Genomic DNA, 17,157 nt, shown 5'->3' on the forward strand with positions numbered 1-17,157 from the left:
TGATCGCTGACACGCCGCCTTCGCGAGCAAGCCCGCTCCCACATTTGAAACCGAGGCTGGCTTCCAGAAACCGGTCGGCTACCAGGCCGTCGCGCTTTTGCTTTGGATCTTGAGCGCCCCGTCAAACACGCTGGCCGAACGCAGGCTTGAATCCGTGGGCGACCCGGCAAGACGCCGGGTTAGCCATCACCCAAATAACGGATATGTCCCCCATCAACCACAGCAAAAAAAACGGGGCAATCACCGATCACCCCAAACCTGCAGCGAGAGGACCTTCAAAACCCCTACAAACTAATCTGCTTGCGCTCCTCGTCCGTCAACCGCGCCCGCGCCTGTTCATTCAGGGGCCCCGCCCCCAGCACCTGCACCGGGCTGTCCGGGTTGTACGCGGATGTTTTCCGCTGCACCCCGGGTTCCTGCGGCAACGGCTCAGTGCCCAGGCTCAACACCTCCACGGTCATGATCGACGGCCGTCCTTGCCTGGCCGCCGCCTGCTGACTGCGCGCCGCATCCTCGGCCGCCTGGGACGCCGCCGCCCCCGCCGCGCTGGCCGAGCTCATGGCGCCGGTATTGACCGCCGCCGTGACGGGCACCCCGGACGACTTGCCCTGGGTCTGGATGTTCGCCGCGTTCACCACCCGCAAGGCGGCGATGTTGACGTTGCCGGACACCCGGATCCCCGCCTCGCCCGCGTCGATGGTGCCCAGCGGCGCGATCAGGTCGATGTCCCCCGCCGGCACTTCCGGGATCGGGTTGAGCGTGGCGATCCCCGCACCGGTGCTTGGCACCGCCGGCGACAGGCCCACGTTGCCCCAGTTGTCATAGACACGCCTGGGCGGCGTATACACCACGGTAGTCTTGGACCCGCGCCCGGCGTTGATATCGCCCTCGCTGGTCCAACCCAGGATCGAGCCGCCGAAGGTGGTCATGATGCGGCTCTGGCCCAGCAGGATGCTGCCCAGGGAATACAACTGGATATCCCCCGCGCCCTGGGTGATCACCCCGGCTGTGGCCGGAGGCGCCGCGCCTTCGATGCCGAAGGTCTGGCTGCCGCCCGGTGTGAGCATCTGGATCGAACCGCCGAAGTTGGTGTGCACGCCGGCACCGCCGAACATCGTGATATCGCCCTTGTAGGTGATCGGGTTGCCGGCCACGTCGTGGCTCGGGAACAGCGCCGCAATGGCCGCCCGGCCACGCAGGTAACTGCCCTGGCGCACACCGCCTTCCTGGGTGTACTCGCGGCCCGCGGCCTTGAGTTCGGCGAAGTACACCTCGCGGGCGAACACCCGCTGCTGTTCGGCGGGCAGCGCCGCGTAGTAAGCACGTGCCTGTTCGCTGTCGCCGACAAAACCGAAACGCCCGGCGAGCCAGCCGACCAATTCGTTTTCATAGGTCTTGGCGACCTTGCTGCCCTGGATCGACTCACCCGGTTGCGCCAGGTTGGCAGGGTTCAGGTACGCCTCGACGAAACGGCGGTAATCCGGCCCGTCAGGGCCCACGCCTGCCTGCAGCACGATGCTCGCCCCCGGGCGGATATCGCCCGCGGCCACGGCGCCCAGGCTGGTGATGCCGACCTTGTCTTCCATCTGGATATTGCGCCCCGCCGTCAGTTCCAGGGTGCCGGGGCCGGCCACGTTGAAGCTGCTGTAGAGGATGTCGCGGCCCGCGCTGACCACCGAAACATCAGTCGGCGTGGTGTGCACGAACAGGTTGCCGCTGAAGGTGTATTCGCCGGTGGTCGCATCGCCGCCGGTGGCGCCGCTCAAGCGCGTGCCGCTGCTGACGATATCGCGCCCGGCCTGCATCCATACCGGGCCGCCGCCCTCGTAGAAGGTTTGCCCGAACCGGGGGTCGTTCGGCGAATAGATGCTGATCGCCCGTCCGCTGTTGACCCCCAGCAGGTCGCCGCTGAGCGCATAGAAACGCGCCGGTTCCATGGCCTCGGCCCAGGCCAGGCTGGCCGTGTTGGGGCCAAAAGCGAACAGCGGCGACAAGCCGAAGCGCGCGATGCTGGCGTCGCTGGACAGGTTGCCGCTGCCATTAACGGTAGTGAAGTCGCTGCGAAAGCCCAGGAATGCCGGATGCAGGATCGTCGCCAGGCTCTGCGGAGTTGCGCTGGAGCGGCTGATGGTCAGGTCGCCGCCGTAGATCGAATCGCCGGCGAGCAGTTCCAGTTGCCCCTTGGCCGAAGGTGCGAGCACCAGGGCGGTGAGTGGCTGCGGGCGTTCGGGGTTGCTCGTGGATGCACGCCCATAGTAGAGGCTGCCGCTCGCGGCCACGGCGCGCAAGGTGGCGGGATAGACCGCCGCCATATCGGTTTCCAGGGTCTGGGTCAGCGGCGTGAGGTTGCCCCCGGCGGAGAACAGGTCCACCGCCGTGTGGTCGGTCCATAGGCTGAACCAGCTCTGGCCAATGCCGTTGACGCCGCCATTGACATAGGCCAGGGCGTTCATCTGCGGCGCACGGCCCGGGTCGGCGACATCCTGCAACACCAGGTCGCCCCGGGTAGCCAGGCTGAAGGTCGCATCACCCGGCAACAGGCTCATGCCTCCCGCCGCCAAGGCGGAAGTGGAACGCAGTGGATCGTACGCGCGCACTTCGCTGGGGCTCTGGTCCTTGAGCTGGTTGCCATAACGCAGGGTCAGGCTGCCCAGCGCGCCACCGGTCATCTGCACATGCCCGCGCAGGTTCACCAAGGCACCGTTGAGGTGATCGACGGCGACCTGGCTGGCCGCGTTCAGCGCGCCACCAACCCGCAGGTTCAGGTCGCCACCGCCGGTGAGTTGCACGCTGCCATCGGCGGCGACCCGCCCCGTTCCACCCACGGCCAGGACCAGGCCCTGGCTGCGCCGGCCGACGTTCAGCGCCACCGTAGGGACCGGGTCGAGAATGCCCGCATCCCCGCCAACGTCCACGTTGAGATTGCCGCCGCCCAGGGTGCCGAAGCCGGTGAAGCCGACCATCTGGTCAGCGCCACCGGCATGGGTCATGCCAGGCACATAGGTGCCAAAGTTGATCCACCACGCAGTGGCTTGTGCCTGAGCCCCGCTCAAGCCATTGCCCTGCCGCCACAACCAGTTGCCGACATTGGCCGAGTCCTGCCCCTGGTCGTTGGGTACCGGGCGCCCTGTGCGACTGCTCGCCTCGGCCGTGATATTCCCGGTCAGGTTGCCGCCGGCCTTCACCAGCAGGTTGCCGCCCGCCTCCGGGTACCAGGCGCGATAAAGACTCCCGGCGCCGCCATCCACCAGTTTTTCATTGCCGCCCTTGTTGCCCAGTACCTTGCCGTTGCTGCCGATGGCACGTCGCAGGTTGTACGGGTCGTTGGCCGAGGTGCCGGTGGACGAGTTGCCGGCGGTGTACACGCCGAACAGCGACTCCATGCTCAGGTTGCCGGCGGCCAGCAGGTCCAGGTCGGCAGCGCCGGTGCGAATCACGCTGAAGCGGGTGCTGCCGCCCGCCACCAGGGAATAGGCATCACCGTCCGAGGAGCAGTAGTCAGGCAAATCGCTGCACAACTCGGGATAGCCGATCTCGTCGAAGTTGATCGGCTGGCCCGCCATGCTGTCATCGCCGAACCAGTCGATCGAGCCTTGTTCCGTCCAGACCACGGCGGCTTGCCCGTACATGCCGTAGTGGCTGTCGGCCAAGCGCAGGTTGCCACTCACCGGATGCGGTTGCAGCAGGCGACTGTCCGCCGCATCGGTGTCGGCACCCGCCACCAGGCGAATCGACCACGACTGCGAACCCTCCTCCAGCATCGGCGCAATCGCCCAGTTCTTGCCCTGGCGCCCAGCGTCAGCGACGCGCAGTTGCACCGACTCCACGCCACCCGGCAACTTCACGTCGGTGCCCGCCGGCAACAACGCCCCACGGGGCAGCACTTTGCTGCCGGCCAGGGTCACGTCACTGACCAGGGGCACGCCCTTCGGCCAGGTCAGGCCGTTGACGCTGGCTCTGCCGCTCAGCAGGCTGCCGGCATCCAGGATGCTGCCGGCGGCGAGCGTCTGGCTCTCGGCCAACAATGTCCCGGCGGCGAACAACACGTTACCCGAAGCATCCCGAACCGCCGCCGCCAACACGGTGCCCGCAGGCAGCACCAGCGGCTGGCTGAGGGTCGCCGCAACCGGCAGGCGGGTGCCCGCCGGCAGGGACAGGGGCTTGGTCTGCACATCGAAATTAAGCGTCGTCCCCTTGGGAAACAGCGTGCCATCGGCCAGGGTCACGCCACTGCCCGGCACCACCACCGTGCCGCCGGTGTAGTCGATGCCGGCGCGCAGTACCCAGCCATTGTCGTCGTCCGTCTCCGGTGGCGCCGCGAAGCCGTCGTTGATGCTGCCGTAGATGTTCAGGTCGCCGCCGGCGCGCAGGGTCAGGCTGCCGGCTTCGGGCGCTTGGGTCGACTTGAGGCTGGCGTAGCGATAACCCGATAAATCCAGGTCGCCTTGCACCACCAGGTCACCGTCCGGGGTCTTGCTGATGATCTCCACACCTGGGCGCAGGTGGAAGGTGTCGCCGTAGGTGGCGTTGTTCAGACCGGCGAGTTTGTTTTGCAGCAGGTTGCTGTTGTTCAGGGCCGCGTTGATGAACGCGGTACTCAATGCATGCTTGGCATCCAGGTACGCCTGATCGATGGCCTGATACGACTGCCCGTTGGGCGTGGCATCGGTTCGGGTGGGGGCGTCGTCGTAGGTGATCATCCCGTTGAGGGCGATGGAGCGCGCACCGTCGATGGTCAGGCGGCCACTGGCATCGATGGCGATGTCATTGCTGGTGCCGTCAGGGTTGACGATGCGCGGCGCGTTCAATTCCAGGGTGCCCCGGCTGCGCCCGTCATTGCCGGTGGCGTCGGTGCCGTGGCGCAGGTCGATGTGCGCGCCATCGGCCAGGGTCAGTTGGCCGGTGCCGGAACTCAGCACGACCGTGGCGCGGTTGGGCGCGTCGATGATCTTGCCGTAGCTGTCCACCCGCAGTTGCGTGCCGTGGGCGTCGAGTACCGCGCTGCCGTCCAGGGTCAGGCCCTGCCTGGCGGCAAGGTTGATCGCGCCCACGCGCTCGCCGCTGGCGTCCACCCGGCCGGTGACGCGCAGGCTGCCGTTGTCTACCGAGACGTTGACGGTATTGGCCTTGACGTCATTGCCGATGGTCAAGTCGCCCTGCTTGAGCTGGAAGCTGCGCGCGCCAAACACCTGGCCCTGATTGAGGCGCTGGTTGAGGGCGGCGAACTGTTCGGTCAGGGTGCCGCTGGTGCCCAGGCGCTGGGCCTGGATTTCCACCGCGCCGGCCAGGTACGGCACCAGGGTGCCGCCGGCATCGTAATAACCGTTGGTGCCGGCGACGATCTTGCCCGCCAGGTCGACCAGCCCCGCCGCGCCGTCCACGGCCACCGCGCGCAAGCGGCCCGCCTGGTTGTAGCGGGCCGACAGGTCGATGGTCGAGCCGGCGGCTTGCAGCACGTTGCCTGCGCGACTTTCCAGCAGCACTTCGCCGCCCGCGCTGTATTTGGTCAGGTCGTTGAAGGGCACGGCGCGACCGGCCACATCGATCAACGCCGCGTCGGTCAACACCACGTCACCGCGGGCGCCCAGGGTGACCTTGCCGCTCGGCAACACCACGGAACTGGCCAGGCGAATACTGTCGCCCTGCAAGGACAACTCGGCGCCGATGCCATCGACCTTGCCCACCGGGCCCGCCGACGCACTCACGTCGATGGCGCCGCCGGCGGTGATGCGGTTGACCGAGCCGGCTGCGCCGGTCATCAACGGTGTGAGGATATTCAGGTTGCCGCCGCTGTAGGCGAAACCCTTGACGGCATCGTAGGCGCCCTGGCTCTGGTACACCGACAGGCTGCCCTTGTGGTTGGCGGTGATGCGCTCGCTGGCGTTGAGGTTGACGTTGGCAAAGCCCAGCGCCAGGCGGTCGAAGGACTGGGTGGTGCTGGGTTGGGCGAACGCCCCATAGCCGAACTCGATGCGCTCGGCGTTGATGTCCAGGCGCCCGCTGCCGGTGCCGGCCCCGCCGCCCACCACGGCGCCCGGCGCGCCCACGGCGCCCTGCCAGATCAGGTTGGCGGTGTGGATGGTCGCCACGTCACCGGTCCCGCCGGCGCCGTAGATCGCCGGGGTGGAGAGCATCAGGTTGCTCAGCAGCGACTTGCCCGTCACGGCATCGTAGGTGTCCAGGGTGGTGGTGCCGTAGAAGTTGAAGCTGTCCCGTGCCGAGAGTTGCAGGGTTTCCAGCGCCGGCGCCCCGAACTGGGTGTCGCCGCGCAGCAGGCGCTCCAACACCTGCTGGCTGAGGGTCAGGCCCGCCGGCAGGCGATTGCCGGCGGCAGCGGCGGCCAGCGCTTCGGGGCTGCCGACGTTGATGCTCGATACCCCGAGGTTCAGGTGGCGGGTGCCGTAGCGCACCGCATCGCCCATCTGCAAGGTACTGTCGGTCAACGCGACGATGCTGCCTTCGGAATACAACGCGGTCTGCCCACTGCACGGCGCAGCGCCGCAGCCACCCAGGTCGATGCCGCCACTGGTGCCCGTGGACGACGGCGAGGCGACGATGTTGAGCAAACCGTTGGACACTGCCAGCACATTCGCCAGTTTGTAGACAAACCCGTCGCGGGCGTCATAAACGGCCTTGCCACGGCCAATGGTGTTGATCGATGCGCCTTGTTCCACGGTAATTTTGCCGGACGTGGTGGCCAGCATTACTTCCGGCGCGGCCAGGGTCGCGCCATTGCGCAGCACGATGGAGCTTGAGGCCGCGTTGGTCAGGTTGATGTAGTTGCCGCCCTGGCCATAGGTCACCACGGTCATGCCACCGATCAACAGGCGAGCGGCGCCCAGGGCATTGAGGCTGTCGGCCTCCACGCTGATGCCGCTGAAACCGGCGGTGGCGCCCTTGCCTGCCGCGACAATTTCGATGTCTTTGTCGACACCACGGCTCGCGTTGGTCAAGGCCACGGTGCCGCCGTAGCCACCTTCAGCGGCGTCGAAGCGACCGATGCCCTGGAACGAAAACGCATCCGTGCCAGCCCCCGAGCGCAGGTTCAGTTGCAGGGTCTTGGCGTCCACCGGCAGCAGCGCACGGGGTACGCCCAGCCGTGCGGCATCGGCCACGGCGAATTGGGCGTAACTGGTTTCGTTGTACTGGGAATAGCGGCGCAGGGTATCGGCCGAGGTGATGATCACCTGGCTGAGCGTGCTGTTGCTGATGCCGGTATTGGCGATGGACAGGCGCCCGGCGGTGGACCAGGAGCCATTGCGCAGGGCCTGGGTTACACCGTCGCTGCCCAGACCCGCCAGCCCGTTGATTTCCACACGGAAGGCGCCCGGCATCAAGGCATAGGTGGACGGCATCAGGGTGTAGGTCCCCGCCGCCAGGCCCGGTACGCCGGCACCGATAGTGATCTGCTGGCCAATCAGCGGATCGACCGCGCCGCCTTCCGGCGCCACCGGTGCGTAGCCAGGTTGCGCACCCGGCACAATCGCGTAGATCGGGTTGGTGCCCAGCCCCGGCAGCACAAAGCCGCCAGTGGCACCGAATTGCACCAAGGGGTTGTAACGCGCATCCGTGGAGCCGCCGCGTCCGGAAATGAACCCGGCCCCGAGCAGATCACCGCCACCGGACAGGTCCACGGTCGCATCGGGCATGACCTTCAGGGTCTTGCCACCCAGCACGATCCCGACATTCAGGCTGCCGTTCTCATTGGGTATCGCGCCTTGCCCCAGGAACGTCACCGTCTTGCCGTTGTACTTGTAGACCTGGCCATCCACCGTGCCGCCATAGGGCAGCACCAGGCCTTTGCCGCTGACCGACGTCAGGCTGCCAGGCAACAGTTCGACGTGACTGGTACCCAGGTTACCGATTTCGATCAGCCCCAGCGGCGCCCGCACCACCCCGCCCTGCTTGATGGTCGGGCCACCCAGTTGCAGGCGGCCAAACGCCGAATAGGGGACCGCCGCGTTGCTGTTGCCGGTGCGGGCGATGGTCAGGGTGCGGGTCGGGTCGAAGTTGAAACCCGAACCGTCAGCCGCTGCATTGTTCAGGTAACCGGCCAGCACCCGGGCACCGACTTCGGTAGTCGGGTACAGCTGCGCTGCGCGCAGGGTCAGGTCGCCCCGGGTCAACAATTGCGTGCTGATGCCCTGCGCGATCACATCCGCACCGGCCCCGGCCAGGAAGCGCAGATCGCCCTGGCTGTTCAGTTGCACGTCATCGAAACCACGACGGTCGACGCTCACCTTGCTCGCATCACTGCGCGTCAGGTCGCTCTGGTTGCCGAACAACACGTTGCCGCGCACGTCGATCAGGTTACCGCTGGCATTGAATACCGCCTGGCTGGCCCGTTGCGACAGGTTGGAGGCCAGCACCGGGTGCAGGTATTGGTCTTTGCTCGGGTCCAGCGGCGCGAGGATGCCCGCCAGCAGCAGGTAAGGCGCCGACAGGTTGATGCGCGACCGGGCCGGGGCGTTTTCGCTCAGGCCCAGGGCGCCGCTGTACAGGCGCAGGCTCTGGCCCATGTTCAGCGACACGTCGCCGTCGAAACTCAACAAGCCATTGCTGAGCAAGGCCAGGTTGTCGAAACCGCCGGCACGCACCTGGTCCACGCCAAGGCGGCCATGGCCGTATTCCAGGCTCGCGGCGGCCGCATCGGGCGTACCCGGCAAGGCGCTGCCTTGATGGGTCTGGCTGACCACCAGCTCGCGCACGTTGAGCACGCGGTCGGTGACGGCGGACTTCAGGTAGTAAGGGGTCTCCAGCGCCAGCGACAGGCTGCCGCCGGCGGCACCGGCCCCACCGGCCCGGGCGACAACGCTGCCATCCAGGTACAGGCCGTTGTTGGACGCCAAGCTGATGCTGCCGCCATTGCTGGCCACCTGCACGCGGCCCTGGCCCGGCACATCCAGGCTGGTCTGGGTGCCGGAAGCGTCCAGGCGCGCGCCTTCGCGCACCACCACGAACAGGTCGCCGGCCTTGGCAATGCCGGTGGCCAGGTCGATGTCGCCGCCGATGCTGATCTTGCCGCCATTGCGCACCTGGCCGTAAAGACGTCCACGGTTGTCCACGGCGCTGACGGCGCGGGCCGCCACGTCGATCAACGCCTGCTCGCCGATCCAGATCGAACGGCCATGGCCGGCGGCGTTGGCCGCCTCGGAGCCGATCGCCGTCAGACCGCTCAGGCTCACGTTGCCCCCCCAGGCGTTGAGGGTGCCATTCAGGGTCAACTGGCCAACGCTACGCAGGTTGATGCCCTGGCCCGGGTCGACATTGATCACCGCGCCCTGGCCCACTGTCAGGGCCGTGGTCGCCAATTCGGCTGCGGTGGACTCTGGTCGCCCGGCCGTCAGAGTCAGGCTGGCGCCACGACGCTGGGTCAGCACACCCTTGGTCGCATCCTCCTGGTACAGCGCCGGTGTCCAGCGCTCCAGGGCCATGGCCGGGTCGCTGCCGCTGGGGGTGGCCGAGGTCTGGTCGCCCCCGCGCAGGACCGGCGTGGTGACGTCGACCCGCGTGCCGTCGGTGACCAGCAGTCCTTCGTTGCCGGTGATGTCATAGGCCGAGAAGCCCTTGTCGAAGAAGTCACCGGCCAACTGCAAGGTGTCGGCAGCGGGCGCCGTGGCGCTGTCGCCGATCTGCACCTTGCGCGCCTGCAACGCCAGGGTGCCGCCACCGTTGACGCCATAGCCACGCACCTCGCCGTTGAGCCCCAGGGCACCGAGTGCGCCCAGGGTCACGTCGCCGCCCTTGCCGCCGCTGAGTTTGCCATCCAGGCCGAGGGTGGCGCCGGAAGACGCATCCACCACGCTGCCGGCGGCGAGGTTCACGTTGCCGGTGCTGCGCAGCGAAACCTTGCCGCCGTTCACATACGCCACACCGTCGCGGTTGTTCGGATCCAGCAACAGGTTGGTCCAGCGCCCGGTGGTATCGAGCTTGACCCCTGCAGCCACATCGACCCGCCCGCTGCCCGGCAGGATCACATCGCCGACGGTGTTGCCCGAATTGAGGTTGACCTGGTTGAGGATGTTGCCCGCGTTGATGCTGCCGCCATGGGCCGTCAGGTTGGCATTGATCGCGACACCAGGACCGAACAGCGTGATGTCGCCGCCATCGGCCACCTTGAGCGCGCCGTTGACGGTGATCTGCTGCTTGGCGCCGACCTTGATCGCACCCAGTTCCAGGTCATTGAGCGAACCGCTGTCGAGCACCATCTTGCCCTGGCGATCAGCCGGCAATGCCGTGGTCAAGTCGAGGCCGTCGGCGATTTTCTGGGTATTGCTGTCGATCAGCACCTCATCGGTGCTGGCGCCCAGGGCGTAACGCAGCGTGCCGGTGGTCTTGTTGTAGATCGGAATGTATTGGCCAATGATCAATTGCGCGCGCTGGGCCCTGGCCTTCTGGGATTGCTGGTAGCCGTCGAGGTTGATGTTCGGTGCCTGGGTCTGGCGCTCGCCCTGGAACACATCGCTGATCACCTGGCCTTCGAGCACGGCGCTGGTGGTGCCGATCACCAGCTTGCCGGCATCGCGGCCCACGGTATAACCGGCCTCGTAGCGGCGCTGCGGGGCGATCAACGGGTTGTAGTAATACGCGGTCTGGCCCCAGCGCGCGCTGGTGTCTTCAAAGCCCTTGTAGAAACCGGAATACAGAATGTCGCCGGGTGCCTTGGACAACTCGTACAGGCGACCGTCGGGCCCCTTGAGCCAGGTTTGCTGGATATACCCGGCCTGCACGTCCACGGTACCGCCCGACAGGTTGATCTGCGCGCCCTGTTGGGTCACCACCTCTTTGCCGGTAAAGGTCACGGTGCCGCCCTGGGCCATCCACTCGCCCACCGAATGGCCCTGGGTGCCGAGGTAGCCGCCCACCTCCAGCAAACCGCCGGCGGTGTACCAGCGGTCGGTGGCATAGCCATTGGTACCGGCCGGCACGAACACCAGCTCGCGCAGGTCGACCCACACATCGTTGTTGATCAGTTGCCCGCCGTCACGGTTGACCGGCGCATCGCGCTGTTCGTTGCCCTGGACGTTGATCTTGATGTTGTTGGATTCCATCGACACCTTGACGCCGACCGCACCCGACACATCGATCTTCGCCCCATCGCGCACCAGGCTGCGTTGCCCGGCACTGACCGCGACCTGGCCACCGGTGGCCAGGGTGATCGAGCCCTTCTGGAAATCCACGGTGCCGCCGCTGACGATTTCGATGCGCGATTGATCAGTACGGTCGACCACCGCACTGAGGTTGTTGAACTGGCCGGTGATCTGGTTGGCGGGCGTGCCGTCGAGCTTGATCAGGCCATTGTCTTTCTGGCTGTTGAGGGCGGTGCTGCCGCTGCTGTCCAGCAGGATCGCGGTGGTGCTGCCCTCGCCCAGCGTCACGCTGCCGGTGGTGTCGGTGGCGGAATTGAGCAGGTGGATCGTGCCGCGTGTATCCACCGAGGTGCTGGCCAGGGCTACGCCGTTCTGTTGCACCTGATGCCCGGTCAGGGTGATGTCGCCGGTAGAGGCCATGATCAGCCCGCTGTTGGTGACCTTGCCGGCAGTGCTGCCGGCCTTGAGGCTGGTGGCGACCTCGTTGCCCCGGGTGGTGGAGCGGTCGTTGCCGGTGGTGCTGACGCCTTTGCGAATATAGAAACTGTCGCCGGCGGCCAGGGTGGTCTGGCCCTTGGCGGTAATGATGGTGCCGGCGTTTTCCACTTCCGCGCCCAGCAGCAAGGCATAACCGCCGGCATCGGTGGAAGTGGCGGGGTTGTGGGTCTGGATCAGCGCGCCCCGCTGCACCTCGACCTTGCCCACCGCATCGGTGAAGGTCGGCTGGCTGCCGGTGGCATCCACGTACAAACCGCGCTGGGTGAACTGGTCATCGGTGATGGTCGCGGCGGCGGCCACCAGGTTACGCACGTTGACCTGGCTGGTGCCGCTGAAGATCACACCGTTGCGGTTCATGATCATCACCGTGCCCGCGCCCTTGATCTGGCCCTGGATCTCGCTGGGCCGTGCATCGGGGTCGTTGACGCGGTTGAGCAGCGCCCAGTTGGACTGCTGCTGGAAATCGACGGTGGTGTTGCGCCCGACGTTGAAGGTCTCCCAATTGAGGATCGCCTTGTCGGCGGTCTGCTCGATGGTCACGGTGGTCTTGCCGCCGGACTGGGTCTGGACCGGGCCCTTGGCGTTGGTCCAGCCCTGGGTCAGGCTGTTGTCGACCTGCAGGCCGCCCTTGCCCAGGCCGTCGGGAATGTTCGAGAACTGGCCGAACGCCGCCTGACGCCCTGCCGCCTGCGCCGCCTGCTGGGCGGCAATCGCCGCGACACTGGCGTTCAGCGTGCTGATGGACCGCGACAACTGCTGGTTGACCCGCGCCTGCTGGTTCAACGACGGAATCCCCGGCACCTGCCCCGCACCGGTACGTGCCGCCGTCGCCGCCTGGGAGGCGCCCTTGGACGCGAACCAGCCGGAACTGAACGCGGAAGCCGCATGGGCGTTGCCCGCCACCATCAACAAGGCAATGGCATGGGCCAGGGGCTTGAGGCGCAACACGGAGTGGGCGTTGCGGTGAACCGTGGGTTTGAAGCGGACCATCGGGCATCTTCCTTCGTTGTTTTCGTGCGGGTGCCTCAGGCACGACCGGCTCACGTCTGAGGGTTAGGCGGTTGGCGAGGGGCGCGACTGAACTTCTGTCATGCAAAGTTCATAAAGCCCTGATAACGGGGTTGAAAACCGGGCCAACGCAAAAAATCAGCAACGGCGCAGGCCGTTGCTGATCCGGTGTTGCAGGTCGTTGAAGCGAGGGTTACAGCGGACGACCGATACCGTTGCAGACGTTGGTGTTACCGATGCTCAGGGCGTTGCTGGCGGTCACGAAGCTGGCGCGTACGGCGGCTTTCCAGTTGGCTGGCAGCGGTACGAACGCGTTGGCTTCGATAGCGGCGTCGTTGTTGGCGGTGGCACCGTAGTGCTTGGCGAAGAAGTCACGCACCTGGGTGGTCTGGGTAGCGTCGGCGTAGCACTGGCTGAAGATCAGGTTGGTGAAGCCCAGGATCGGGTAGCCCGACGTTGGGTAAGGCACGACGCCGGCAGTGTTGGGTTTACCGAATACCGGTACCCAGGCGTCCGGGTTGCCACGGTCGGCAGCGGCAGGCAGCGGAACGGCGTTGATCGCAGCCGATACGTTGGCAGCGGCAGGCGACACGCCCTGGACGTTGGCGGCGACATCCTTGCCTACGCGAGCGACCTTGGTAGCGTCGTCCAGGCCGGCCAGGGTTGGCGCGGCGAAGTCCGGGCTCATGTAAGTGATACCGCCGTCGGCACCGGCCAGGGCAGTCATCACGCCTTGGCTGCCAGTGGCAGATACGGCGCCGGCAGGCAGGCCACCGGTGTAGCTGGAGCCGAAGGTAGTGGTGACGTTGAAGGTACCGGTTTCAGCGCACTTGGCGTTGAGGAAACGGGTGAACAGCTCGGTGGTGCCGCTGCTTTCGCTGCGGTAAACCACTTTGATCGCGCCGGTACGGCCAGAACCGGAGATACCGCTCCAGTCAACGATACGGCCCGAGAACACACCGCACAGCTCGTTGACGCTCAGGTCGACGGCATCAGCGCCGCTCTTGTTGAACGGGATGGCAACGGCAGTACCCACCGACGGCACCTGGATCAGCTTGCCAAAGGTTGGCTGCTTGGCGGTGGCGTAGGTCGACAACTCAGTGGGGGTCAGCTTCGAGTCGCTACCGGCCCAGTGCACATTCTTGTTGGTCACGCCGGCCACGAACTTGGTGTAGTCGTTGTTCAGGAAGGCAGCCTTGCCGTTGCCGCTGCCCACGCCGATGTACTGGGCAAAACCGGTGGTCAGTACGCCGGAGGTCTGGTACAGCGCTTGTGGCAGAGTGGCGCCGCCGCCGTTGATGTCAGCCATTGCAGCCTGGGCCGAGCACAGTGCAGCGAGGGTCATGGATACCGCGAGAACGTTGCGCTTAAACATGAAGAAGCTCCTTTCGTCGTGTTTGTACGTTTGGGTTGGATGGCTCTTGCATGACGCCATGGCTTCGGTCCCGAGCCGGCTACCGGGGGTGGCCAGGGGTGAAAACCATGGGAGAGAAATTCGCAGTTTCCGATGACAGCTGTGGGAAAAAACCTCGGGAGAAACGCCTTGATTTTTAAAAAGATTCTCGGGTGTTTCGGTCATCGTTTTGAGCGATTTGGAGGCAGGTGACAGCGAGGTTTCAGCGACCCTGGCTGGAGGCCGTATCGACCGTTGAATATGACGGAATGGAGAACCCGAGGTTGGACGGGATACTGAAATCCGCCGTCCTTCTGTGGGAGCGTGCATTCAGGTGACGAGCTGGTTGATCTCGATAATCGGCAACAGCACCGCCATGACGATCACCAGCACCACGGCGCCCATCACCACGATCATCAAGGGTTCGAGCAAGGCCGTCATGCCCATGGCGCGACGTTCGATGTCCTTGGACAGGGTTTGCGCCGCGCGCTCCAGCATCGGCGGCAGCGAACCGGTTTTTTCGCCGCTGGCGATCAGGTGGATCAGCACCGGCGGAAAGACTTTTTCCAGCGCCAGCGCCGGCGCCAGGTTGACCCCTTCACGCACCTTGGCGGTGGCCTCGTTGACGCACTGGCTGAGGCGGTCGTTGGACAAGGTTTGCCGCGCCGCTTCCAGGGCGCGCAGCAAGGGCACGCCGGCACCGCCGAGAATCGCCAGGGTCGAGGCGAATCGCGCGGTGTTCAGCCCCAGCACAAAGCGCCCGATCAGGGGCAGGCGCAGCACACGGCTGTGCCAGTTCAAGCGCGCCACGGGATTGCGCAGGTACAGGCGCCAGCCCCAGAAACTGCCGACGATAGCGGCAAAACACAGCCAGCCCCAGGCGCGGATGAAGTCACTGGCGTTGAGCATCGCCAGGGTCAGCCCCGGCAAATCCTGGCGCGCCTGGGAAAACGCGCTGACCACCTGGGGCACCACATAGCTCAGCAGGAAAATCACAATGCCGATGGACACCAGCCCCACCACGCCCGGGTAAATGAACGCCGTGAGGATCTTGCCGCGCAGACTGTTGCGCTCCTCGATGTAGTCGGCCAAACGCTCCATCACCTGAGCCAGGTCACCGGACTCCTCCCCGGCGGCGATCAAGGCGCGGTAGATCGACGGAAAATCCCGCGGGCGCATCGCCAGCGCATCCGCCAGGCGCATGCCCCCCCGCACATCAGTGCGTACTGCGCTCAGGGTCTGGGCGATGTGTTTTTTCTCGGCCTGCTCCACCGTGGCACTCAGTGCCGCTTCCAAAGGCAGGCTGGCGCCCAGCAGGCTTGCCAATTGCCGTGTGGCCCAGGCCAGGTCGTTGTCCGACAGCCTGGGGGTGAACAGGCTGCTGCCCGTCGTGGCCTGCTGACTGCCTTCGAGCTGCACGCGCAAGGCGGTCAAGCCACGCCCGCGCAGGTTGGCGAACGCCGCACTCTGGCTGTCGGCTTCGACGTGCCCGGTCTCGATCCTGCCGGTGGCATCGGCGGCCTCAAAGCGGTAGCGATTCATCAGGCGTCCCGTGTCACACGCAGGATTTCTTCGGGCGCCGTGGCGCCGCTGCGCACCCAGCGCTCACCGTCCTCGCGCATGCTGAACATGCCGGCGCGACGCGCGGCCAGGCGCAGGTCCTGCTCGCCGGCGCCCTGATGGATCAGGCTGCGCACGTCATCGTCGACGCAAAACAGTTCATGGATACCGGTACGCCCGCTGTAGCCCACCTGATTGCACCGGGCACAGCCCACCGGGCGCCAGGTGCCGGGCGCGGCCGGGTCCTCCTGCTTGCAGTGCGGACACAGGCGCCGGACCAGGCGCTGGGCCAATACGCCGAGCAATGACGAGGCCAGCAGGAACGGTTCGACGCCCATGTCGATCAGCCGGTTGACCGCCGACACCGCGTCGTTGGTGTGCAGGGTCGCCAGTACCAGGTGACCGGTGAGCGAAGCCTGCACCGCGATTTGTGCGGTCTCCAGGTCACGGATTTCACCGATCATGATGATGTCCGGGTCCTGACGCAGGATCGCACGCAAGGCCAGGCCGAAGGTCATGTCGATCTTGGCGTTGACCTGGATCTGGCTGATGCCCGGCAGGTCGTATTCCACCGGGTCTTCCACGGTGAGGATGTTGCTGGTGCTGGCATCCAGCCGTGCCAGCGCAGCGTAGAGGCTGGTGGTCTTGCCGCTGCCGGTGGGGCCGGTCACCAGCACGATGCCGTGGGGCTGGCGAATCAGGGTGTCGAGCCGCGCGAGCAGTTGCGGCTCCATGCCCAGGGTCTCCAGTTGCAGGCGCCCGGCCTGTTTGTCCAGCAGGCGCATGACGACGCGCTCGCCATGGCCGGTGGGTACCGTGGACACCCGAATGTCGATGGGGCGTCCGGCCACACGCAGGGCAATACGACCATCCTGGGGCAAGCGTTTTTCGGCGATGTCCAGTTGCGCCATGATCTTGATCCGCGACACCAGCGCGCCGTGCAGGGCTTTGCGTGGCGAGACCACGTCCCGCAGGGTGCCGTCGACGCGGTAGCGCACCACGGAGTGGGTTTCGTAGGGTTCGATGTGGATGTCGCTGGCTTCGTCGCGGGCGGCCTGGGTGAGCAAGGCGTTGATCATGCGGATGACCGGGGCGCCGTCCTGGGTGTCGAGCAGGTCGGTGACTTCGGGCATGTCTTGCATGAGGCGGTCGAGGTCGACTTCGTTTTCGGCGGCGCCCACCACGGCGGCGGCGCTGCCGGTGTCGGCGTAGGCGCTGGTGAGCAGGCCGTCGAGTTCGTCGTCGCGTACCTGTTCGATGGGGGATGGGCCGAACTGGCGGTGGACTTCGCTGATGGACCAGCCGGGGGTCGAAGGGCATATGGTCAGCAGCGTGCCCTGGTCGCTGGGGCGCAGGAGGATGCGTTGGGATTTGGCCCAGGCGTAGGGCAGCAGGCTCATGTTGTAGGTCCTGATTGTTGGAGTACATATCCGTTTTTTGGGTAACGGCTACCTAGGGTTCCGCCCTTACGGCGGGTCACTTTGGAAAAGCCGGAAGCCGGCCCAGCCCAAAGTAACCAAAGGGCTCTTGCCCCAACACTCGGCACCTCTATAGGAGATCTAAATTGTGGGAGCGGGCTTGCTCGCGAAAGCGGTGGATCAGTTAGAG

Annotated in this window: 4 protein-coding genes; all 4 read right to left on the reverse strand. The window is 66.0% G+C overall.

Annotated features, from left to right (window positions below):
- Positions 1-284: 284 nt before the first annotated feature.
- Positions 285-12,578, reverse strand: coding sequence for a filamentous haemagglutinin family protein (locus ACW9IB_RS27450; RefSeq protein ID WP_457416378.1), 12,294 nt, complete (start codon positions 12,576-12,578; stop codon positions 285-287).
- A 211-nt stretch (positions 12,579-12,789) separates the two neighbouring features.
- Positions 12,790-13,971, reverse strand: coding sequence for a substrate-binding domain-containing protein (locus ACW9IB_RS27455; protein WP_457369004.1), 1,182 nt, complete (start codon positions 13,969-13,971; stop codon positions 12,790-12,792).
- 348 nt (positions 13,972-14,319) lie between these two features.
- Positions 14,320-15,531 carry a type II secretion system inner membrane protein GspF gene (gspF, locus tag ACW9IB_RS27460; RefSeq protein WP_457369005.1) on the reverse strand — a complete coding sequence of 404 codons (1,212 nt, stop codon included), beginning with the start codon at positions 15,529-15,531 and terminating at the stop codon, positions 14,320-14,322.
- Entirely contained in the window at positions 15,531-16,949 is a 1,419-nt protein-coding gene (gspE, locus tag ACW9IB_RS27465) for a type II secretion system ATPase GspE (protein WP_457369006.1), read from the reverse strand. Before gspE ends, gspF begins: the two co-directional genes overlap by 1 nt.
- Between the last annotated feature and the right edge of the window lie 208 nt (positions 16,950-17,157).

It is taken from the genome of Pseudomonas sp. SDO524_S393 (genome assembly GCF_054071875.1).